Raw genomic sequence first — 19998 nt, 5'->3', positions numbered from 1 at the left:
AAAGTGGGAACCGATTTTTTCGGAAAAATCATGCTCAACCACAGGAAACTGGCCGTCCGGGCACTGCTTGCAGTCGTCTTCTGGCCATCGCTGTTCTTCTTCTGGTTTCTCGGCCCGTTCGTCTTTTTCCTGCTGTCGACGACATCGAGCGAGGTCTGCGCCCGGTTGGATACACGCGCGGAGTTCCTCGCCGCGGCCAACGACACGCTTCCGATACTTGGCCTGCAAAACCTTTTCTATGCAGTTCCGCTTGTCTGCCTGATGCTTTGGAGCCGGCTTCTGCCGGACCGGGCACGGACAAGGCACATCTTCACCTGCATAAAACTTTTCGCCGTCGCGGCCGCATTGGGGGCACTGTGGGAGTATGGCTCCTCGCTGGCCTGCGATGGCTACGGCCAGCCGTTCTTCTCGCCCGTCTGGCGGATGACCGCCTACCTGCCGATTGCCAACCTGGCGATCAACCTTCCCCTCTATGTGCTGACCTTCAGCCTTGGGCGGACCTTCTCGACGCCCGAGGACGACCCCGCGGACGACGCCGGCGGTCAGAGCGAGAACGCGTCGTGAGCCACAATCGCGCTGGGGCTGGACGGAACGGCTTCAATCCCGGCCGGAAAGGCTTTAGGTTCACTCCGACTCTCATCGCACGGGCAGCCATGCCGCAGCCCGCCCGAAAACAGGAACTTGCCATGGCAATGGATGCCCGCGACATCGAAAAACTGATCAAGGAGGGCATCCCGGATGCCAGGGTGACCATCCGTGACCTTGCCGGCGACGGCGATCACTATGCGGCCGAAGTCGTGGCCGAGAGCTTTCGCGGAAAAAGCCGCGTGCAGCAGCACCAGATGGTCTATGACGCGCTGAAGGGCAATATGGGCGGCGTGCTGCACGCGCTGGCGCTGCAGACCAGCGTGCCGGACTAGGGGCTTCCAACGCCAAAGTCGCTTGGCCCAAAACGCCGCATCTTTTGCGCCATTCAGGCCACCACGCGGCTAAAGTCTTGTTTCGGGCAACCTATGGGTTTATCTGATGGAAAAGCTTCGAGCCTGACTCCCACAGGCGGGAAAGGATATTCCATGAGCGGCATCAACGACTACATTGACAACGAGGTGAAGGGCAACGACGTCGTGCTTTTCATGAAGGGCACGCCCGGTTTCCCGCAATGCGGATTTTCCGGCCAGGTTGTCCAGATCCTCGACTATATCGGCGCCGACTACAAAGGCGTGAACGTGCTGGATTCGGCCGAGCTGCGCCAGGGCATCAAGGAATACTCCAACTGGCCGACGATCCCTCAGCTCTACGTCAAGGGCGAATTCGTCGGTGGCTGCGACATCGTGCGCGAAATGTTCCAGGCGGGCGAGTTGCAGACATTCCTTGTCGAGAAGGGCGTGAGCGTCAAAGGCGCCGCCTGATTTCGGTTGGGCATGTCGCCGTCGACATGCCCTGAGCACCGGGGCAGCCCCGCCTCGGCAATTTTGCGTCCGGGACCCAGACCAGGACGAGCCAATGCGCCGGGCCACCGGCGCGTTTTCGTTTGAGAGATCGGACTTGCCGTGGACCAGCAGACGTCAGCACCGCAATCGGCAAGCAAATTGCCCATTCCGCGCTGGGAGTTCATCGCGCTGTGCGCAGCGCTGATGGCGCTCAATTCGTTGGCCATCGACATCATGCTGCCGGCGCTGCAGCAGATCGGCGCCTCGCTTGGCGTCGAGAACGAAAACCACCGGCAATATGTCATCACCGCCTATATTCTGGGTTTTGGCGGCGGACAGCTGTTTTTCGGACCGCTCTCGGACCGATTCGGGCGCCGTGCGCCGCTTGTCGCCGGCCTGATCATTTATGTGGCGGCGGCCGCCGCGGCCGCCATATCGCCAAGCTTTGAAACGCTTCTACTTTGCCGGGCCGTGCAAGGCATCGGTGCGGCCGCGACCCGCGTCATCGCCGTCTCGATCGTGCGCGACACGTTCGATGGCCGGCGCATGGCCGAGGTGATGTCGCTGATCTTCATGGTGTTCATGGCGATCCCGGTGATTGCTCCCGGCATCGGCCAGTTCATCATGCTGTTCGCGACCTGGCATTTGATCTTCGTCACCATGGCCGTCGGCGCGCTTGTCGTCTCGGCCTGGTCGCTGCTGCGCCTGCCCGAGACGCTACATCCGGAATATCGCCGGCCATTGACCGTCAATGCCATTGTCGGCGGGTTCCGCATCGTGCTGACCAACCGCGTCGCGATCTGCTATGCCTTCGCCAGTACGTTCATCTTCGGCGCCATGTTCGGCTTCATCGCCTCGGCGCAGCAGATTTATGTCGACATATTCAATGTCGGCGAATTGTTTCCGGTCATCTTCGCCGGCGTTGCCGGCGTGCTCGCCTTCTCCAACTACCTGAATTCGCGTCTTGTCGGCCGCGTCGGCATGCGCCGCCTGTCGCAGAGCGCGCTGCTGTTGTTTCTGGTCATCAGCCTGGCCTGGCTGGTGGTTTCGCTGGAAATGAAGATGCCGCTCTGGCTGTTCGTCACCTTCTTTGCCTGCGCCATGCTCCCTTTCGGCGCGCTCGGCGCGAATTTCAACGCGCTCGCCATGGAGCCGCTCGGCCAACTGGCCGGCACGGCCTCGTCCATCCTGGGCTTCATGCAGACGTTTCTCGGCGGCATTCTCGGCACGCTGATCGGCCAGGCTTTCAACGGCACGGTGACGCCGTTGGCCGCCGGCTTCTGCAGCGTCTCGGTCGCAGCCCTGCTGATGATCTTCATCGCCGAACGCGGCAAGATGTTCCAGCCGCAGAATCAACCCGTCTCGGGGCACATTGCCGATCTGCATTGAATTGTCGCCTTTGCGGCGCTCGGCTGGTAATCGAATTGGCAGCCGGCTATTGCGTCCAGAGTTCGCTGCGCAACTCGCGCCAGCTTTCCCGGTCGGGTGCGACAAGCAGGCCGCCGCCGACATGCGACGGTAGGTAGGCACTGGCGTCGAAACGCGCGGCGTGGCCGCCGGCCTCGGTATGGATCAGGACACCGGGCAGATGGTCCCACGGCATCAGCTTGTTGTAGACGACGAAATGGGCATGGCCGCTGGCCAGCAGGCGATATTCATGCGCGGCGCAGCGATAGGCGAATTGCGACAGGATTTTCGTCTGGTTGCGCGCCAGCCGCGACCGCTCTGGTTCGGCCATGTACTGCCAGGAGACGGAGCCGGTCATTCCCGAGATCGGCACGGGCGCCGCGACACGCACTTTTTCCAGGTTGCCATGCGGGTGCCTGATATGACTGCCGGCGCCCCTGGCGCCGATCAGCCAGTCCTTGCCGACCGGATCGTGGATGATGCCTGCGACGGTCTCACCCCGGACCACGACACCCAGCATGACGCCGAACAACGGCACGCCGGAAGCGAAATTGAAAGTGCCGTCCACCGGGTCGATGGTGAAAGCCAGATCGGCATCGCCAAGACCGTCGAGCAGCGCCGGATTGTCGGAACAGGCTTCCTCGCCGACGATCATGGCCGTTGGGTAGCGCTCACGCAGCTTGGCGGTGATCAGCCGCTCGGCACTGACGTCGGCTTCCGTCACCAAGTCGGCGGCCGACGTCTTCTGGCGGACGTCGCCGCCGCCCAACCGGCGAAAGCGCGGCATGATTTCGGCTTCGGCTGCTTCGGCCAGGGTGCTGGCCAGCCAGTCGATCGCGGTATCGTCAAATGTCATCGGAAATGTCTTGCCTGCTGGAGAGCGTTTCATCGAGGGCGGCGAAATCGAATAGTTTCCTGTCGAGCAGATGCGACGGCCTGGTGTTGGACAACGCACGCAGCATCGTGTCCTTGCGGCCGGGCATGCGCTTTTCGATATCGTCAAGCATGGCCTTCATCGCGTTGCGCTGGAGACCTTCCTGGCTGCCGCAGAGATCGCAAGGGATGATCGGGAACCGCATCGCCGCGGCGAACTTTTCCAGATCGGTTTCGGCGCAGTAGGCAAGCGGCCGCAGCACCATGACGTCGCCCTCGTCGTTGAGCAGCTTGGGCGGCATGGCGGCGAGACGGCCGCCGTGGAACAGGTTCATGAAGAAGGTTTCGAGAATGTCCTCGCGATGATGGCCGAGCACCAGCGCCGAGCACCCCTCCTCTCGGGCTACGCGATAGAGATGACCACGCCGCAGGCGTGAACAGAGCGAGCAATAGGTGCTGCCCTGCGGCAGCTTGTCGGTGACGACGGAGTAGGTGTCCTGGTATTCGATGCGGTGTGCAATGCCGTGGGCATTGAGGTAATCGGGCAGGATGTGCTTGGGAAAGTTCGGCTGGCCCTGGTCGAGATTGCAGGCCAGCAGCTCCACCGGCAGCAGGCCGCGCCATTTGAGGTCCAGCAGCATGGCAAGCAGGCCGTAGGAATCCTTGCCGCCCGACAGGGCCACCAGCCAGCGCTCGCCTGGCCTGACCATCGAAAAATCCTCGATCGCCTGGCGGGTCAGCCGCAGCAGCCGCTTGCGCAATTTGTTGAACTCGACCGAAGACGGCACATCGGCGAACAGCGGATGAAAACCGACTTCGATGTCGGCGGCCTGCTCAAGCGATTGAGCGTCTGGCAGCATGTTCATGGCGTCGGTTCCAAATCCTGGAGCAACGAACGTTCGGAGCTTCGTTGCCGCCCGGATTAGCGGACATGGCCGACAAAGAAAAGGCCGCCTCGATGGGCGGCCCCTTCCGGTCTCGCAAAAAGCCTTCGCTTAACGCGAATAGAATTCGACGACGAGGTTCGGTTCCATCTGGACGGCGAACGGAACGTCCGCCAGGCCCGGGATGCGCGAGAAGGTCGCGGTCATCTTGTTGTGATCGGCTTCGATGTAGTCCGGCACGTCGCGCTCGGCGAGGCCGACCGATTCCAGGACGATCACCAGCTGCTTCGACTTTTCACGCACTTCGACGACGTCGCCCGGCTTGCAGCGGTACGAGCCGATGTTGACGCGCCTGCCGTTGACATTGACGTGGCCGTGGTTGACGAACTGGCGGGCGGCGAAAATGGTCGGAACGAACTTGGCGCGATAGACGACAGCGTCCAGACGCGACTCGAGCAGGCCGATCAGGTTCTCCGAGGTGTCGCCCTTGCGGCGGTCGGCCTCCTCATAGACCTTGCGGAACTGCTTTTCCGAAACGTCGCCATAGTGGCCCTTCAGCTTCTGCTTGGCGCGCAGCTGCAGGCCGAAATCGGAAAGCTTGCCCTTGCGGCGCTGGCCGTGCTGGCCGGGGCCGTATTCACGCTTGTTGACCGGGGACTTCGGGCGGCCCCAGATGTTTTCGCCGAGACGGCGGTCGATCTTGTACTTCGCGGATTCGCGCTTGCTCATCGCATTCCCTTTCAAAACAACATAACCCGGAGCCTCATGGTCCGGGTGAAGGAAACGCGCCCTCCTCTGGCCTCCGTTTTCGAGACCTGACAGGGTTTTTCCACGCAACGCGGCGAAAAACCCACGGGACACGTCAGTTCAAACAAGACCTTGGAAAACAGACTGGCTTCCGTCGAGGTCTTGCGCATGCAAAACAAACCACCGGGCGTTGCGGCCCGGTGTTGGGAGCGCTGTTAAACAGAGATTTAACCGCTGTCAAGGTTCCAACTGGCGCCGCCCGCGCTATTAGAACAATTCCCGGAAAGCGCTAGCGGTTTCTACCCGGGATTGTGTAAAAAACCGGAGCGGGGCGGCGATTCCCTGAAGCTGAACCGCTCCAGGAAGGGACTTGAGCAGAGGAGCCTGAATTCGGATGAAGAAGTTCTTTCTAAGCCTGACTGGTGCGGCGGTGTTGGCCGGATCGATGGCCGTCATTACTCCTGAGCCGGCGATGGCAAGGCATTGGCAAGGCCACCGGCCTCATCAGGTATGCCGGATTGTGGTCAGGAAGCGCGTCGTCTGGCGCCATGGTCACCGCCATGTCATTCGCCAAAAAGTGCGACGTTGCCACTGGCGCTAACAGCCGCCACTGGCGCTGATTACGTCGGCCATTGACCAGACAATAACATCAAGGCCTGCGACCCCGTCGCGGGCCTATTTCTTGCCATTGGACGAGCCCTTCACAAAGGGCGTTGCCAAATAGCGCTTCCCTCAGTGCTTCTTTTTCTCCGGCAGATCCTTGCGCTTGGTTTCGGCGAATTCCTCGAGCTGCTTTTCGCTCATGGATTCGTACATCCCTTTGGAAGCGCCTTTGAGCTCGCTCTTCTTGGTCTCGCCGCGCTTGGCCGACAATGCGGCGCCGGCGGCCTTCTGCTGGGCCTTCGAGGTGGCAGGCCTGGTTTTTCTCCCTTCATTGCCTGGGAGAAAACGAAACGGCCTCGCCAATGTTCCGGAAATCAGGCGACCGTCAGTCCAAAGCCCTGCATCAAACGGCTGGTGGCAAAATCCGCCTTGCCGGACGTGAAGACCGCGATGTCCGGCTCACCATGCGGCAACGGCCCATTGACCGGCGACAGCAGCGACATCGCCCGCCGGGCGATCGCTTCGGCAGGATCGATCCAGTCGACCGGCCAGGGTGCGGTCTTGCGCATGCGGTTGACCAGAAAAGGATAGTGCGTACAGGCGAGCACGGCGATGTCGGTGCGCATGCCGTCGCGCTCGATGAAACATGGGGCGATCTCAGCGCGCACGGCTTCCTCGTCGACGAAGCCTTCGCGCATATAGGCTTCGGCCAGCCCCGCCAGACGGTCGCTGCCGACCAGCCGGACATGGCACTTCTGCGCCCATTTGCTGATCAGGTCGCGCGTGTATTGCCGTTTCACCGTGCCCGGCGTCGCCAGCACGGAGACGAGGCCGGAGCGGGTACGCTCCGCCGCCGGCTTGATGGCAGGCACGGTGCCGACAAAGGGATGGCCGGGAAACCTCTCGCGCAACGCGTCGATCACCAGCGTCGAGGCGGTGTTGCAGGCGATGACCGAGATGGCCGGGGCGAACCGGTCCAGCAATTTGCCGAACAGGTCGAGAATATGGACCCGCAGCGCCGGTTCCTCCCAGGCGCCAAAGGGGAAGGCGGCATCGTCGGCGATGTAGACGAAGCGGCGGTCGGGCATCAGCACGCGCGCCTCGCGCAGCACAGTCAGCCCGCCAATGCCGGAATCGAACATCAGGATCGGCTGATCAGTCATTGTCGGTTCCCTTGCCGCCGAGCGGCGGCGCGGGGTTGTCGTCGTCATCGGCCACCTGACGATCCGCATTGGTCTTGCGGCCGGGACCGCCGGCGCGCGCCGCTGCCGGAAGCCGCCTTGGATCATCTCCCGGAGAGCCGTCGCCGCGCGGCATCGCCGGCGAGAACCTGTCCAGCGACGAGATGATGCCGCGCAGCACCTTGAGCTCCGGCTCGGCAAATCCCGCCCGGGTCAATACGGCGCGCAGATTGTCAACCATCTTCGGCTTCTTCGGCGCCGGCCGGAAATAGCCGCGCGCTTCGAGTGCGCCTTCGAGATAGGCGAACAGGCCGTGCAGTTCTTCCTTGCTGGCCGGCTTCATGTCCGGACCCGTAAAGTTGGTCTTGGTCTCGTCCTCGAGGCCGGATTTCATCCACTCGTAGGACATGAGAAGCGCGGCCTGGGCGATGTTGAGCGAGGAAAAATCGGGGTCGACCGGAAAAGTGACGATCTCGTCGGCGAGGCCAACCTCGTCATTATAGAGGCCGAAACGCTCGCGGCCGAACAGGATGCCGGTTCGCTGACCCATGCCATGGCGAGCCCGGAGCACCCTGCCCGCCTCGACCGGCCCGCGCACGGGCTTGAAGCCGTCGCGTTGCCTTGCGGTGGTCGCGAAAACGAAATTCAGGTCGGCCATCGCCGTGGCGAGATCGTCGAAAACCTTGACGGCGTCGATGACATGGTCGGCGCGGCTGGCCGCCGCCCGCGCCTTCTCGTTCGGCCAGCCGTCGCGCGGGTTGACGAGGCGAAGTTCGACCAGGCCGAAATTGGCCATGGCGCGCGCAACCATGCCGATATTCTCGCCGAGCTGCGGCTCCACGAGGATGATGGCGGGGCTGGCGACTGAAGCGGTATCGGAATCTTTGGTGACGGGCATGATTGTCAATGAACTGCTGTTTGCGGCATTTCAGCGTCCCCTGCCATATTCGGCCGCGAAAATGAACCATTCGCAAATGGCGGGGCGATCGCTTCGCTTTCGTGACCGATCGTCGTTTGCGCGGCCAAAAACGCTTTGATATAGGGGCGCATCCTCGGCCGAACGCCACGCGGGCAAGGCCGTCCCATTTCCCAGCAACGAGGCATTCTTTCCATGGCGAAGATCAAGGTGGCGAACCCGGTCGTCGAACTCGACGGCGACGAGATGACCCGCATCATCTGGCAGTTCATCAAGGACAAGCTGATCCACCCTTATCTCGACCTCAAGCTTGAATATTACGACCTCGGCATCGAGCATCGCGACGCCACCAACGACCAGGTGACCGTCGATTCGGCCAACGCCATCAAAAAATACGGCGTCGGCGTGAAATGCGCGACCATCACGCCCGACGAGCAGCGCGTCGAGGAATTCAAGCTGAAGAAGATGTGGAAATCGCCGAACGGCACCATTCGCAACATCCTCGGCGGCACCATCTTCCGCGAGCCGATCATCATGAAGAACGTGCCGCGGCTGGTGCCCGGCTGGACCAAGCCGATCATCGTCGGCCGCCACGCCTATGGCGACCAGTACCGCGCCACCGATTTCCGTTTTCCCGGCAAGGGCAAGCTGACGATCAAGTTCGTCGGCGAGGATGGCCAGGTGATCGAGCACGACGTGTTCGACGCGCCCGGCGCCGGCGTCGCCATGGCCATGTACAATCTCGACGAGTCGATCCGCGAATTCGCCCGCGCTTCGCTGAACTACGGCCTGCTGCGCAACTACCCGGTCTATCTCTCGACCAAGAACACCATCCTCAAGGCCTATGACGGCCGCTTCAAGGATATTTTCCAGGAGGTCTACGAGGCTGAGTTCGAGGCCGAGTTCAAGTCCAAGAAGCTGTGGTACGAGCACCGCCTGATTGACGACATGGTGGCCTCCAGCCTGAAATGGTCGGGCGGCTATGTCTGGGCCTGCAAGAACTATGACGGCGACGTACAGTCCGACACGGTGGCGCAGGGGTTCGGCTCGCTTGGCCTGATGACGTCGGTGCTGATGACGCCGGACGGCAAGACGGTGGAAGCGGAAGCCGCGCACGGCACCGTGACGCGCCACTATCGCCAGCACCAGAAGGGCGAGGAAACCTCGACCAATTCGATCGCCTCGATCTTCGCCTGGACCCGAGGGCTGGCCCACCGCGCCAAGCTCGACGACAATGCCGAATTGAAGCGTTTTGCCGAAACGCTGGAAAAGGTCTGCATCCAGACGGTCGAATCCGGCTTCATGACCAAGGACCTGTCGCTGCTGATCGGCCCCGACCAGCCTTGGCTGTCGACCACCGGATTTCTCGACAAGATCGACGAGAATTTGCAGAAGGCGATGGCGTAGGCACCCGCGGGTTCAACACGCCGAAGGCTCCGGAAGGAGCCTTCGCTTTTTTGGGCCAACGAAATCGAAAGCAAAGGACTGGCAACATGGCCAAACCGGTCCTCTACGGCGCGGACTACAGCGTTTACGTGCGCATAACGCGCATGGCGCTGGAGGAGAAGGGCGTCGACTATGAGCTTGTGCCGGTCGATGTCTTTGCCGCCGAGGGCATCCCCGGCTGGTATTTCGAGCACCACCCGTTCGGCCGCATCCCGGCCTTCGAGCATGACGGTTTTCGCCTGTTCGAGGCCAGCGCGATCACGCGCTATGTCGATGAAGCTTTCGACGGACCGCCCTTGCAGCCGAACGATCCGCGCGGCCGCGCGCGGATGAACCAGATCATCGGCATGCTCGACGCTTATGGCTATCGGGCCATGGTCTGGGACGTCGCCGTGGAGCGGCTGGAGAAGGCGTCGCCTGACGAAGCGCTGATTGTCAGCGGATTACGACAAGCAGGAGCGGTCCTTCAGGTGCTCTCATCATTGAGATCCCCGGGGCCGTGGTTGCTCGGCAATCAACTGACGCTCGCCGACCTGCATGCGGCACCGATCATCGGCTATTTCGTCAGGGTGGCGGAAGGGCGCAAACTGCTGGCTCGCTTTGCCGACATACAGGACTGGTGGGATTGTATTGCTAAACAGGCAAGCTTTGCCAGGACTGAAAAGGCCGGCTGATCTGCGACAGCGCAGCGCAGCGATATTCGATTCAGGTCAACGATTTCGCGGACAGCCGATCATTGATGTCGCGCCGCCCATCATGAGGGGCCGCGCGACCTCGAAGGGAAGCAACCGGCCTGGAGCGTTGCCCCCCAATTCTGCAATGAATCACGCCGCCTCCAGCGCCGCCCTCACCGCAGCAATCGCGTCGTCGGCCTTCGAGGCATCGGGGCCACCGGCCTGCGCCATGTCGGGCCGGCCGCCGCCGCCCTGCCCGCCGAGGGCGGCGGAGGCGACACGCACCAGGTCGACGGCGCTGAAACGGCCGACGAGATCATCGGTGACGGCGACCACGACGCTCGCTTTGTTGTCCTCGCCCGCACCGACGAACACGACCACGCCGGAGCCGAGCGAGCTTTTGCCGGCGTCGGCGAGCGGCTTCAGATCCTTCGGCGAGACACCGGAAACCGACTTGCCGAGGAAGCCGACGCCCGCGACGGTCTCGTTGGCGGCCGGCGCGTCAGCGGGCGACCCGCCGCCCAGCGCCAGCTTCTTGCGCGCTTCGGTGAGCTCCTTCTCGAGCTTCTTGCGCTCTTCGAGCAGGGCTTCAACACGCGCCGGCACGTCGGCCGGCGAGATTTTCAGTGTTGCCGCGGCCGCCTTCAGCCGCCGGTCCTGTTCGTCGAGATGCTTGCGCGCGGCCTCGCCCGTCAGCGCCTCGATGCGGCGCACGCCTGCGGCGACGGCGCTGTCGGACACGACGCGCACCAGGCCGATGTCACCGGTTGCCCTGACATGCGTGCCGCCGCAAAGCTCGACCGAATAGGGGCGGTTGGCCTTGGCGCCATGTAGGCCCGTGCCCATAGACACGACGCGCACCTCATCGCCGTATTTCTCGCCGAACAGCGCCATGGCGCCTTCGGCAATGGCATCGTCGACCGACATCAGGCGCGTGATCACCGGGCTGTTCTGCACCACGATCTCATTGGCCATGCGCTCGACCTCCTCGAGTTCCGAGGGCGAGATGGGCTTGTTGTGCGAGATGTCGAAGCGCAGGCGCTCGGGCGCGACCAGCGAGCCCTTCTGTGCGACATGGGTGCCCAGCACCTCGCGCAGCGCCTCATGGATCAGATGCGTCGCGGAATGGTTCGCGCGGAGCCTGGAGCGCCTCGCATGGTCAACCTTCAGCTCGACGGCGGCACCCGTCCTGGCAGTGCCGCTGACCACCTTGCCGAGATGCACGAACAGCCCGTCGGCCTTCTTCTGCGTATCGGAAATCTCGATCGAGAAGCCTTCGCCTGAAATGGTTCCGGTGTCGCCCATCTGGCCGCCGGATTCGGCATAGAACGGCGTCTGGTTGACGACTACGGCTACCGCTTCGCCCTTGCCGGCGCTGTCGACGGTCTTGCCGTCGCGGACAAGCGCCTGGATAATGCCTTCCGCCTGCTCGGTCTCGTAGCCGAGGAATTCGGTAGCGCCGGATTTTTCGCGCACCGGGAACCAGACCGCTTCCGTCGCCGCCTCGCCGGAACCTGCCCAGTGCTTACGCGCCTCGGCCTTCTGCTGCTCCATCGCATTGGTGAAGCCGGCAAGATCGACCGAGATGTTGCGCTGGCGCAGCGCATCCTGCGTCAGGTCGAGCGGGAAGCCGTAGGTGTCATAAAGCTTGAAAGCCGTCTCGCCGTCCAGCATGTCGCCGGCGCCGAGCTTTTCCGTCGCCTCCGACAGCAAACCGAGGCCACGCACCAGTGTCTTGCGGAACCTGGTCTCCTCAAGCTTCAGCGTCTCGGTGATCAGCTGTTCGCCGCGCACCAGTTCCGGATAGGCCTGACCCATCTCGCGAACCAGCGCCGGCACCAGCTTCCACACCAGCGGCTCGTTCGCACCGAGCAATTGCGCATGCCGCATGGCGCGGCGCATGATGCGGCGCAGCACATAGCCGCGGCCTTCGTTCGATGGCAGCACGCCGTCTGCGACCAGGAACGAGGACGAGCGCAGGTGATCGGCTATGACGCGATAGGATGCGACGGTCTCGGCGTCGGGACCGCGGCCGAGCGCGGACGACGCCGCATCGATCAGATGGCGGAACAGGTCGGTCTCAAACACGCTTTCCACGCCTTGCAGGATGGAGGCCATGCGCTCCAGCCCCATGCCGGTGTCGATCGACGGGCGCGGCAGGTCGATGCGCTCGTCCTTCGTCACCTGCTCGTACTGCATGAACACCAGGTTCCAGAATTCCAGGAACCGGTCGCCATCCTCCTCCGGGGTGCCGGGCGGACCGCCCCAGATGTGCTCGCCGCGATCGATGAAAATTTCCGAGCATGGCCCGCACGGCCCGGTGTCGCCCATCGCCCAGAAATTGTCGGAGGTTGGGATGCGGATGATGCGATCATCGGAAAAGCCGGCGATCTTCTTCCAGAAGCCGGCCGCCTCGTCGTCGGTGTGGTAGACGGTGACGAGCAGCTTGTCCTTCTTAAGCCCGAACTCCCTGGTAATGAGGTTCCAGGCCAACTCGATGGCGCGCTCCTTGAAATAGTCGCCGAAGGAGAAATTGCCGAGCATCTCGAAGAAGGTCAGGTGGCGCGCGGTGTAGCCGACATTGTCGAGGTCGTTGTGCTTGCCGCCGGCGCGAACGCTTTTCTGGGCGGTCGTGGCACGCGAATAGGGCCGCTTCTCCAGGCCGGTGAAGACGTTCTTGAACTGCACCATGCCGGCATTGGTGAACATCAGCGTCGGATCGTTGCGCGGTACAAGCGGGCTCGACGCCACGACCTCGTGACCCTCCTTGCGGAAATAGTCGAGAAATGTCGACCGGATCTCGTTCACGCCACTCATGAATGCTGCCTTTTCGAGAGAGCCGCCGGCCGGACCGGCGGAAAATGGGCTCTGCTTTAGAAGATGGAGCTGGCCTTTTAGCCGCCGCTTGGCACCCTGTCCAGAAACACGCAAGCCGGCCAATTCGCGGTTCACCAGCCACCCAAAACGCAAACCGCCGGCACGGGGCCGGCGGTTCGAAACGCAATACTACAGAACTCGATTACATAAGCTCAAATTGATGAACCGGGATTATGGCCGAACTCGGGCCATAAACCGAACGCTAGATCGCGCCGGCGAACGCTTGAATTGCGCCGGCGAACGCTTACATCGCGCCGGCTTCATCCTCGAACCCATCATCGCCACCTTCGGAGCCGCCATTCTCAAGGAATTTCTCGGCGATCAGTCCGGCGTTCTGCCTGAGCGCAAGTTCGATCTCGCGCGCCGTATCGGGATTGTCGCGCAGGAACAGCTTCGCGTTCTCGCGGCCCTGGCCGAGACGCTGCGAATTGTAGGAGAACCAGGCGCCCGACTTCTCGACCACGCCGGCCTTGACGCCGAGATCGACCAGCTCGCCTGTCTTCGACACGCCTTCGCCGTACATGATGTCGAACTCGACCACCTTGAAGGGCGGCGCCAGCTTGTTCTTGACCACCTTGACGCGGGTCTGGTTGCCGACGACCTCGTCGCGGTCCTTGACCGAGCCGATGCGGCGGATATCGAGACGCACCGAGGCGTAAAATTTCAGCGCATTGCCGCCGGTGGTGGTTTCGGGCGAGCCGAACATGACGCCGATCTTCATGCGGATCTGGTTGATGAAGATGACCATGGTGTTGGAGCGCGAGATCGAGGCGGTCAGCTTGCGCAGCGCCTGGCTCATCAGGCGGGCCTGCAGGCCGGGCAGCGAATCGCCCATCTCGCCCTCGATTTCGGCGCGCGGCGTCAGCGCCGCGACCGAATCGACCACCAGCACATCGATGGCGCCGGAGCGCACCAGCGTATCGCAGATCTCAAGCGCCTGCTCGCCAGTGTCAGGCTGCGAGATCAGGAGGTTTTCGAGATCGACGCCGAGCTTGCGGGCATAGACCGGATCGAGCGCATGCTCGGCATCGACGAAGGCGCAGATGCCGCCCTTTTTCTGGGCTTCCGCCACCGTGTGCAGCGCCAGCGTCGTCTTACCCGAGCTTTCCGGCCCGTAGATCTCGATGATGCGGCCGCGCGGCAGGCCGCCGACGCCAAGCGCGATGTCGAGGCCGAGCGAGCCGGTCGGCACGGTTTCGATCTCGACGACCTGCTCGTTCGCGCCGAGCCGCATGATCGAGCCCTTGCCGAAAGCCCGCTCGATTTGCGACAGCGCCGCATCCAGAGCCTTTGATTTGTCCACTGCCTTATCCTCTACAAGCCGCAAGCTGTTCTGAGCCATGATACATCACCCCGTAGTCGTCAATGAAGGCCGGACAATCCGTAATCCTTGGTTATTTGTACCTTTTTTGTTCTCATTTGGCAAGAGGGATCAAGCATTTGAAAAATAAGCAACATCCTGATTTGTTCTTTTTTTGTCTCACGATTCGGCTCCAGCATGACCCGAATATTAGGCCAGGCTGGTTCGCCGTGCCGGCCTCACGAATCGCTGGTTGTTGCCTGCGAAGCTCCGTCGCACAGCATGGCGCTTGTGCGTGACCGCCAACAAAGGTCATATCGGCGCATGGTGAGATCTCCAAGAGTCCTGGCGGTGGGCGGCGCCCATATCGACAGGCGCGGCCAGGTGTCCGGCGCTTACGTGCCGGCTGCCTCCAACCCGGGCACGATGCGCGAGGACGTTGGCGGCGGCGTCTTCAACGCATTGCGCAGCACGGTGCGGCGAGGCGTCTCGGGCTCGTTGCTGTCGGTGCGCGGCGGCGATGCCGCCGCCGACACGGTTTCGCGCGCCATCGCCGAAGCAGGCATTGCCGACCTGTCCGCGGTGTTCCTCGACCGCACGACGCCGAGCTATACGGCGCTGATCGACCGCGAGGGCGAACTGCTCGTCGGCTTTGCCGACATGGCGCTTTATGAGCTGGCATTTGCAAAGCAGATCCGCCGCTCCAGGGTGCGGGAGGAGATCGCCGCCGCCGATGCCGTCCTGTGCGACGCCAACCTGCCATCGGCGGCTCTGGAGCGGCTGGTGTCGCTTGCCGCCGGCAAGCCCGTGTTCGCCATTGCCATTTCACCGGCCAAGGTCGTGCGCTTGACACCGGTGCTCGGCGGCCTGGCCGTCGCCTTCATGAACAGGCGCGAGGCGGTGGCGCTTGCCGGACTTGACGATGCCGCCTCTCAAAAAACTATCCTCGACGGGCTGAGAAGCGCCGGCCTCGACAGCGCGGTGGTCACGGCGGGCGGCGGCCCGGTGCTGGGCTTCGACCGCGACGGCAGCTTTGCCGTCGTCCCGCCCCCTCCAAGAAAGGTCGTGGACGTCACCGGCGCCGGCGATGCGCTTGCCGGCGCGACGGTCGCCGCCCTGCTGCGCGGCATGCCCTTGCGCGCGGCGTTGCGCGAGGGCGTCGCCGCCGCGACGCTGGCTATTGAAAGCGCGGGCGCCGTTCCCGATTTCACCACGGCGACTTTCGCGCAAGCGCTGGCTCTTGTGCCCGAAGAGCAGGAAATGGCATGAGACCGGCATCCGAAAGGATGCGCCGCACTTCGGATTGGAGATCCAGATGACCCCAGACACCGCCCGCCCCTTCATCGATGTCCACGCGCCGGTGGCGCAAGCCTTGGCCGCCGGGAAGCCCGTGGTTGCGCTGGAAAGCACCATCATAACCCATGGCATGCCCTACCCCGACAATGGCGCCATGGCGGCCGACGTGGAAAGGATCATTGCGAACGGCGGCGCGGTGCCGGCGACGATCGCCGTGGTGGCGGGCCGCATCAAGATCGGCCTCTCCGACGGAGAACGCGAATCGCTCGCCATGACCGGCGACGCCATGAAGCTCTCTCGCGCCGATCTCGGCTTCGCCGTCGCGCAAGGGCGCACCGGCGGCACCACGGTTGCCGCCACAATGATCGCCGCGCATATGGTTGGGATAAAGGTGTTCGCCACCGGCGGCATCGGCGGCGTGCACAAGGGCGCCGAAAAAAGCTTCGACATTTCGGCTGATCTCGATGAGCTGGCGCGCACGCCCGTCATCGTCGTCTCGGCTGGGGCCAAGGCCATCCTCGACATCGAAAAGACGCTGGAGGTGCTGGAGACCCGCGGCGTGCCCGTGATCGGCCATGGCTGCGAGACCATGCCGGCCTTCTGGTCGCGGCAGTCGCCCTTCCGCGCGCCGCTGACCTTGCACGCGCCGGAAGAGATCGCGCATTTTTACAAGACGCGACAGGCGCTGGGCCTGAGCGGCGGCATGCTGATCGCCAATCCGGTGCCGGAGGATCACGAAATCCCGGCCGGCGAGATGGCCGGCTACATCGAGGCCGCCCAGAAGGCCGCCGAGGCGCTCAACGTTACCGGCAAGGCGGTGACGCCGTTCCTGCTCTCCAAAATCCTCGAACTCACCGGCGGCCGGAGCCTGAAGACCAACATCGCGCTGGTCGAAAACAATGCTCGGCTGGCAGCGCGGATTGCCGGGGCGCTGTAGGCCGATGTGGGCTGGACGGCACCCCCCTCTGTCCTGCCGGACATCTCCTCCGATAGGGGGGAGATCAGACGTCACACCGGCTTTCGCCAATTTTCAACGTTGAAGAAGCAGGCCGACAGCCGGCAGGCGGGAGGGGGGGTGAAGGAACTCGACGGCTGCGCTTCACTTCCCCGCCCTTCGCCCCGCCTCATAGGCCCGCCGCGCCCAGACCGCCATCTCGTCGGGGTCGTCGAAGGCATTGTCGGGAATGCTCCAATAGGGCATCGCCACCAGCTTGCCGTGCCGGGACCCGGTGTAGGTCCACTGCGTGCAGCCGGCGGCCTCGAAATCGGGCGCGCTTTGCTCGTCCGCTTTCAGCATCAATTCGCCGCGCAGCACGATGGCGACGATGACGCCGTCGGCATAGATGCCCTTGCCGCCGAACAGTTTCCGGATGCTGACCGGGCCCAGGCTCTGGAAGAGTTCTTCTATGCGTTCATTGTCCATGCGCGGATCATGTCACCGCGATTCGGCCTTGTCATCGGCGCAACCAAAACCATGCTGACAGATTGAAAGGGGATCGATCGGAGTTCCCGCCATGCCTGTCCTGCTCAAGGGGTCCTGCCGCTGCAATGCCGTTCGTTTCGAGGTGGAAAGCCACACGCCCGTGCCGTTCATGCTGTGCTACTGCTCGATCTGCCGCAAGCAGCAGGGCGGCGGCGGTTTTGCCGTCAATCTCGGCGCCGACTACGAGACGATGACCATCCGCGGCAAGAGGAGCCTCGGCGTCTATCGGGCCGAGATCGAGGACGACGAACATCCGCATTGCGAGATCTCGACCGGAGAGCGCAATTTCTGCCGCAAATGCGGATCGGCGCTGTGGCTCTACGACCCGACCTGGCCGGAACTCGTCCATCCCTTCGCCTCGGCGATCGACAGCGACCTGCCGAAACCGCCAAGCAAGGTGCATCTGATGCTGAAATACAAGGCCAACTGGGTCGAGCCCGATGTCGGGCCGAGCGACAAGGTGTTCGACGTCTATCCCGAGGAATCGATCGCCGACTGGCACAAGCGGACCGGGACGTGGGTGGAATAGCCGTCTTCTTCCTGCGTACGGGGAACGTGCAAGCTGATGAGAGGTGGCACAGACTTCGGATGGGCTAGCGCTGCCCCTCATCCGGCCCTTGGGGCCACCTCCTCCCCGTATCGGGGCTAAGGAAGGTCAGGCGGAGGCGCGTGCTTCTGCCAGCGCCTTGAGGTCGGCCGGCTTCAGTTCGACGGATTCGCCGCAGCCGCAGGCCGAGCTCTGGTTCGGGTTGCGGAAGGTGAAGCCGGTGCGCAGCGTCGTCTGCTCGAAATCCATCTCGGTGCCGAACAGGAAAAGTGCTGCTTCCGGCGCGACATAGACATGGGCGCCGTCGCGCTCGATGTGGTCGTCCTTGGTATTGGGTTCGGTCACCAGGTCGACCGTGTATTCCATGCCGGCGCAACCGCCCTTCTTGATACCGAGGCGAATGCCATGCGCATTCTCACGCGTGGCAACGATCTCGCGCACCCGGTCGGCGGCCTTTTCGGTCATCGTGATGACGGCAAAGCGTCCCATCTTTTTCCTTCTCCATTCCATGCAGGTTCAAGGCCTGCCGAATGATTCCTCACCTAAAATGGTGAAGTTTTGCCACTGGCGCAAGTGTGCCGGACTCGACGTCAGTACCAGCCCACCGCCACCTGCGCCTCTTCCGACATGCGATCGGGCGACCAGGGCGGGTCGAATGTCATGTTGACCTCGACGCCCGACACGCCTTCGACGGCGCCGACGGCGTTCTCAACCCAGCCCGGCATCTCGCCGGCCACCGGGCAGCCGGGCGCGGTCAGCGTCATGTCGATCTTGACTGAGCGGTCGTCCTCGATGTCGATCTTGTAGACGAGGCCAAGCTCGTAGATATCGGCCGGGATTTCCGGGTCGTAGACCGTCTTCAGCGCCGAAACGATGTCGTCGGTCAGCCGCGCCAGTTCGTCGGCGGGAATGGCGGACGCGGAAACCACCGCATTGGCGGCCGCGTCGGGAACAGCATCGGTGGCTGTGCTGGCATCTTCCATTATCGTCACCCGAAAAACTTGCGTGCTTTTTCCAGCGCATCAGCCAAAGCATCGACTTCGGCTCGCGTATTATACATGCCGAACGACGCCCTGCATGTGGAGGTTACGCCGAAGCGTTTCAACAGGGGCTGGGCGCAATGGGTGCCCGCGCGCACAGCCACGCCTTGCCGGTCGATCACCATCGACACGTCATGGGCATGAATGCCTTGCAGCTCGAACGAGATGATGGCCCCCTTGCCGGGCGCATCGCCGAAGATGCGCAGCGAGTTGATGGCGCGCAGCCGCTCGTGCGCATAGTCCTTCAAATCGGCCTCGTGCGCGGCGATGCGCTCGCGGCCGATCTTTTCCATGTAATCGAGCGCGGCGCCCAGCCCGATCGCCTGGACGATCGGCGGCGTACCGGCCTCGAAGCGGTGTGGCGGGTCGTTGTAGGTGACGATGTCTTCGGTCACCTCCTCGATCATCTCGCCGCCACCCATGAACGGACGCATGCGCTGCAAGATGTCCTTCTTGCCGTAGAGTACACCGATGCCCGAGGGACCGTAGACCTTGTGGCCGGTGAAGACGAAGAAATCGCAGTCGAGGTCCTGCACGTCGATGGGCATATGGACGGCGCTCTGGCTGCCGTCGACGAGCACGGGAATGCCGCGCGAATGCGCGATGCGCACGATCTCCTTGATCGGCGTCACCGTGCCCAGCGCGTTCGACATCTGCGTGATGGCGACCAGCTTCGTCCGGTCTGTCAGCCGCTTCTCGAATTCCTCGATGTGGAAGACGCCGAGATCGTCGACCGGCACCCAGACCAGTTTGGCGCCCTGCCGCTCGCGGATGAAATGCCATGGGACGATGTTGGAGTGGTGCTCCATGATCGACAGCACGATCTCGTCGCCCTCGCCGATATTGGGCATGCCATAGCCATAGGCGACCGTGTTGATCGCCGATGTCGTGTTCGAGGTGAAGACGATATTGTCGGTGCTCGGCGCATTGAGGAAGCGGCGAACCGTCTCCCGCGCCTTCTCATAGGCGTCGGTCGCTGCATTGGACAGGAAGTGCAGGCCGCGATGGACGTTGGCGTATTCCTGGGCATAGGCGTGCTGGACCGCGTCGAGCACCGCCTGCGGCTTCTGCGCCGAGGCGCCATTGTCGAGATAGACGAGAGGTTTGCCGTAGACTTCGCGTGACAGAATCGGGAAATCGCGGCGGATCGCCTCGACGTCGTAGGTTTCGACTTTCTGGTCCATCATAAGCTCTCTTGAGGCACCGCCTCATTCCGTGCAACGCCTCTCATCCGTCTCGGCGCTTCGCGCCGATCCACCTTCTCCCACAAGGGGAGAAGGTCAGGCGCTCTTCC

General features: G+C 63.0%; 22 protein-coding genes. 10 read left to right on the top strand and 12 right to left on the bottom strand.

The annotated features are described in order from the left end of the window. Positions 1 to 30 precede the first annotated feature (30 nt). From FJ959_RS19935 to FJ959_RS19920, 4 genes are all read left to right on the top strand, one after another. Positions 31 to 564 carry a hypothetical protein gene (locus FJ959_RS19935; protein ID WP_140493837.1) on the top strand — a complete coding sequence of 178 codons (534 nt, stop codon included), beginning with the start codon at positions 31 to 33 and terminating at the stop codon, positions 562 to 564. Between the two features lie 122 nt (positions 565 to 686). Further along, positions 687 to 920: a BolA family transcriptional regulator gene (locus FJ959_RS19930; RefSeq protein ID WP_140493839.1), complete on the top strand. Its 234-nt coding sequence runs from the start codon at positions 687 to 689 to the stop codon at positions 918 to 920. A 153-nt stretch (positions 921 to 1073) separates the two neighbouring features. Further along, positions 1074 to 1409, top strand: a complete 336-nt coding sequence (gene grxD, locus FJ959_RS19925) for a Grx4 family monothiol glutaredoxin (protein ID WP_013532137.1) — start codon at positions 1074 to 1076, stop codon at positions 1407 to 1409. Between the two features lie 141 nt (positions 1410 to 1550). Further along, entirely contained in the window at positions 1551 to 2819 is a 1269-nt protein-coding gene (locus FJ959_RS19920) for a multidrug effflux MFS transporter (protein WP_140631631.1), read from the top strand. A gap of 46 nt (positions 2820 to 2865) precedes the next feature. On the opposite strand, the gene FJ959_RS19915 is transcribed toward FJ959_RS19920, so the two are convergent. The 3 genes from FJ959_RS19915 to rpsD all read right to left on the bottom strand — a co-directional run bounded on the left by FJ959_RS19915 (position 2866) and on the right by rpsD (position 5323). Next, positions 2866 to 3693: an inositol monophosphatase family protein gene (locus FJ959_RS19915; RefSeq protein ID WP_140631630.1), complete on the bottom strand. Its 828-nt coding sequence runs from the start codon at positions 3691 to 3693 to the stop codon at positions 2866 to 2868. Continuing rightward, positions 3683 to 4576: a tRNA 2-thiocytidine(32) synthetase TtcA gene (gene ttcA, locus FJ959_RS19910; protein ID WP_140631629.1), complete on the bottom strand. Its 894-nt coding sequence runs from the start codon at positions 4574 to 4576 to the stop codon at positions 3683 to 3685. The genes FJ959_RS19915 and ttcA overlap by 11 nt, the downstream gene beginning before the upstream one ends. A gap of 129 nt (positions 4577 to 4705) precedes the next feature. Further along, on the bottom strand, positions 4706 to 5323 hold the full coding sequence (gene rpsD, locus FJ959_RS19905; RefSeq protein WP_140560980.1) for a 30S ribosomal protein S4: 618 nt from the start codon (positions 5321 to 5323) through the stop codon (positions 4706 to 4708). A 412-nt stretch (positions 5324 to 5735) separates the two neighbouring features. On the opposite strand from rpsD, the gene FJ959_RS19900 reads away from it, so the two are divergent. Continuing rightward, the gene (locus tag FJ959_RS19900) at positions 5736 to 5942 is read left to right on the top strand and encodes a hypothetical protein (RefSeq protein WP_140493849.1); all 207 of its coding nucleotides are present in this window, start codon (positions 5736 to 5738) and stop codon (positions 5940 to 5942) included. Positions 5943 to 6073: 131 nt separating this feature from the next. On the opposite strand, the gene FJ959_RS19895 is transcribed toward FJ959_RS19900, so the two are convergent. Genes FJ959_RS19895 through FJ959_RS19885 form a run of 3 tightly spaced genes read right to left on the bottom strand, consistent with a single transcriptional unit; the run spans position 6074 to position 8023 of the window. Continuing rightward, a complete protein-coding gene (locus FJ959_RS19895; RefSeq protein WP_140631627.1) occupies positions 6074 to 6307 on the bottom strand; it encodes a DUF3008 family protein in 234 nt (77 codons plus the stop codon). Between the two features lie 11 nt (positions 6308 to 6318). Continuing rightward, the gene (murI, locus tag FJ959_RS19890) at positions 6319 to 7107 is read right to left on the bottom strand and encodes a glutamate racemase (protein ID WP_140631625.1); all 789 of its coding nucleotides are present in this window, start codon (positions 7105 to 7107) and stop codon (positions 6319 to 6321) included. Beyond that, positions 7100 to 8023 carry an RNA methyltransferase gene (locus tag FJ959_RS19885; protein ID WP_140583360.1) on the bottom strand — a complete coding sequence of 308 codons (924 nt, stop codon included), beginning with the start codon at positions 8021 to 8023 and terminating at the stop codon, positions 7100 to 7102. The genes murI and FJ959_RS19885 overlap by 8 nt, the downstream gene beginning before the upstream one ends. A gap of 213 nt (positions 8024 to 8236) precedes the next feature. Here FJ959_RS19885 and FJ959_RS19880 point away from each other — a divergent pair, with 213 nt between their 5' ends. Continuing rightward, on the top strand, positions 8237 to 9448 hold the full coding sequence (locus FJ959_RS19880; protein WP_140493857.1) for an NADP-dependent isocitrate dehydrogenase: 1212 nt from the start codon (positions 8237 to 8239) through the stop codon (positions 9446 to 9448). Between the two features lie 86 nt (positions 9449 to 9534). Then, positions 9535 to 10161 carry a glutathione S-transferase family protein gene (locus FJ959_RS19875; protein WP_140631623.1) on the top strand — a complete coding sequence of 209 codons (627 nt, stop codon included), beginning with the start codon at positions 9535 to 9537 and terminating at the stop codon, positions 10159 to 10161. Between the two features lie 150 nt (positions 10162 to 10311). On the opposite strand, the gene alaS is transcribed toward FJ959_RS19875, so the two are convergent. Then, positions 10312 to 12978, bottom strand: coding sequence for an alanine--tRNA ligase (gene alaS / locus FJ959_RS19870; protein WP_140631622.1), 2667 nt, complete (start codon positions 12976 to 12978; stop codon positions 10312 to 10314). A 304-nt stretch (positions 12979 to 13282) separates the two neighbouring features. Continuing rightward, positions 13283 to 14380, bottom strand: a complete 1098-nt coding sequence (recA, locus tag FJ959_RS19865; protein WP_010909075.1) for a recombinase RecA — start codon at positions 14378 to 14380, stop codon at positions 13283 to 13285. Positions 14381 to 14662: 282 nt separating this feature from the next. On the opposite strand from recA, the gene FJ959_RS19860 reads away from it, so the two are divergent. Both FJ959_RS19860 and FJ959_RS19855 read left to right on the top strand, forming a co-directional pair. Beyond that, positions 14663 to 15607: a carbohydrate kinase family protein gene (locus FJ959_RS19860; protein WP_140560979.1), complete on the top strand. Its 945-nt coding sequence runs from the start codon at positions 14663 to 14665 to the stop codon at positions 15605 to 15607. Positions 15608 to 15653: 46 nt separating this feature from the next. Beyond that, the gene (locus FJ959_RS19855) at positions 15654 to 16571 is read left to right on the top strand and encodes a pseudouridine-5'-phosphate glycosidase (RefSeq protein ID WP_140625566.1); all 918 of its coding nucleotides are present in this window, start codon (positions 15654 to 15656) and stop codon (positions 16569 to 16571) included. 162 nt (positions 16572 to 16733) lie between these two features. Here the strand turns inward: FJ959_RS19855 and FJ959_RS19850 are convergent, their stop codons facing one another. Further along, positions 16734 to 17057: a TfoX/Sxy family protein gene (locus tag FJ959_RS19850; RefSeq protein WP_140631620.1), complete on the bottom strand. Its 324-nt coding sequence runs from the start codon at positions 17055 to 17057 to the stop codon at positions 16734 to 16736. A 91-nt stretch (positions 17058 to 17148) separates the two neighbouring features. Between FJ959_RS19850 and FJ959_RS19845 the strand changes: the two genes are divergently transcribed. Next, a complete protein-coding gene (locus tag FJ959_RS19845; protein WP_140631618.1) occupies positions 17149 to 17646 on the top strand; it encodes a GFA family protein in 498 nt (165 codons plus the stop codon). A gap of 126 nt (positions 17647 to 17772) precedes the next feature. On the opposite strand, the gene sufA is transcribed toward FJ959_RS19845, so the two are convergent. From sufA to FJ959_RS19830, 3 genes are all read right to left on the bottom strand, one after another. Continuing rightward, complete coding sequence (sufA, locus tag FJ959_RS19840; protein WP_006206001.1) at positions 17773 to 18153, bottom strand: Fe-S cluster assembly scaffold SufA; 381 nt, start codon at positions 18151 to 18153, stop codon at positions 17773 to 17775. A 101-nt stretch (positions 18154 to 18254) separates the two neighbouring features. Continuing rightward, positions 18255 to 18647 carry an SUF system Fe-S cluster assembly protein gene (locus tag FJ959_RS19835; protein WP_140493873.1) on the bottom strand — a complete coding sequence of 131 codons (393 nt, stop codon included), beginning with the start codon at positions 18645 to 18647 and terminating at the stop codon, positions 18255 to 18257. A 5-nt stretch (positions 18648 to 18652) separates the two neighbouring features. After that, entirely contained in the window at positions 18653 to 19888 is a 1236-nt protein-coding gene (locus FJ959_RS19830) for a cysteine desulfurase (RefSeq protein ID WP_140494998.1), read from the bottom strand. Between the last annotated feature and the right edge of the window lie 110 nt (positions 19889 to 19998).

Origin of the sequence: Mesorhizobium sp. B2-2-4 (assembly GCF_006442375.1) — a bacterium.
Taxonomy (GTDB): domain Bacteria; phylum Pseudomonadota; class Alphaproteobacteria; order Rhizobiales; family Rhizobiaceae; genus Mesorhizobium.
The sequence above is the reverse complement of the archived record's forward strand: the minus strand, read 5'-3'. Positions and strand labels throughout refer to the sequence as shown.

Bases quoted from the DNA above. Each gene is read 5' to 3' on its own strand.
- FJ959_RS19835 (WP_140493873.1), bottom strand. From the start codon at position 18,647: ATGGAAGATGCCAGCACAGCCACCGATGCTGTTCCCGACGCGGCCGCC.
- murI (WP_140631625.1), bottom strand. From the start codon at position 7,107: ATGACTGATCAGCCGATCCTGATGTTCGATTCCGGCATTGGCGGGCTG.
- FJ959_RS19860 (WP_140560979.1), top strand. From the start codon at position 14,663: ATGGTGAGATCTCCAAGAGTCCTGGCGGTGGGCGGCGCCCATATCGAC.
- alaS (WP_140631622.1), bottom strand. From the start codon at position 12,978: ATGAGTGGCGTGAACGAGATCCGGTCGACATTTCTCGACTATTTCCGC.
- FJ959_RS19885 (WP_140583360.1), bottom strand. From the start codon at position 8,023: ATGCCCGTCACCAAAGATTCCGATACCGCTTCAGTCGCCAGCCCCGCC.
- FJ959_RS19900 (WP_140493849.1), top strand. From the start codon at position 5,736: ATGAAGAAGTTCTTTCTAAGCCTGACTGGTGCGGCGGTGTTGGCCGGA.
- recA (WP_010909075.1), bottom strand. From the start codon at position 14,380: ATGGCTCAGAACAGCTTGCGGCTTGTAGAGGATAAGGCAGTGGACAAA.
- FJ959_RS19830 (WP_140494998.1), bottom strand. From the start codon at position 19,888: ATGGACCAGAAAGTCGAAACCTACGACGTCGAGGCGATCCGCCGCGAT.
- FJ959_RS19875 (WP_140631623.1), top strand. From the start codon at position 9,535: ATGGCCAAACCGGTCCTCTACGGCGCGGACTACAGCGTTTACGTGCGC.
- ttcA (WP_140631629.1), bottom strand. From the start codon at position 4,576: ATGAACATGCTGCCAGACGCTCAATCGCTTGAGCAGGCCGCCGACATC.
- FJ959_RS19915 (WP_140631630.1), bottom strand. From the start codon at position 3,693: ATGACATTTGACGATACCGCGATCGACTGGCTGGCCAGCACCCTGGCC.
- FJ959_RS19855 (WP_140625566.1), top strand. From the start codon at position 15,654: ATGACCCCAGACACCGCCCGCCCCTTCATCGATGTCCACGCGCCGGTG.
- sufA (WP_006206001.1), bottom strand. From the start codon at position 18,153: ATGGGACGCTTTGCCGTCATCACGATGACCGAAAAGGCCGCCGACCGG.
- FJ959_RS19935 (WP_140493837.1), top strand. From the start codon at position 31: ATGCTCAACCACAGGAAACTGGCCGTCCGGGCACTGCTTGCAGTCGTC.
- rpsD (WP_140560980.1), bottom strand. From the start codon at position 5,323: ATGAGCAAGCGCGAATCCGCGAAGTACAAGATCGACCGCCGTCTCGGC.
- FJ959_RS19880 (WP_140493857.1), top strand. From the start codon at position 8,237: ATGGCGAAGATCAAGGTGGCGAACCCGGTCGTCGAACTCGACGGCGAC.
- grxD (WP_013532137.1), top strand. From the start codon at position 1,074: ATGAGCGGCATCAACGACTACATTGACAACGAGGTGAAGGGCAACGAC.
- FJ959_RS19850 (WP_140631620.1), bottom strand. From the start codon at position 17,057: ATGGACAATGAACGCATAGAAGAACTCTTCCAGAGCCTGGGCCCGGTC.
- FJ959_RS19930 (WP_140493839.1), top strand. From the start codon at position 687: ATGGCAATGGATGCCCGCGACATCGAAAAACTGATCAAGGAGGGCATC.
- FJ959_RS19845 (WP_140631618.1), top strand. From the start codon at position 17,149: ATGCCTGTCCTGCTCAAGGGGTCCTGCCGCTGCAATGCCGTTCGTTTC.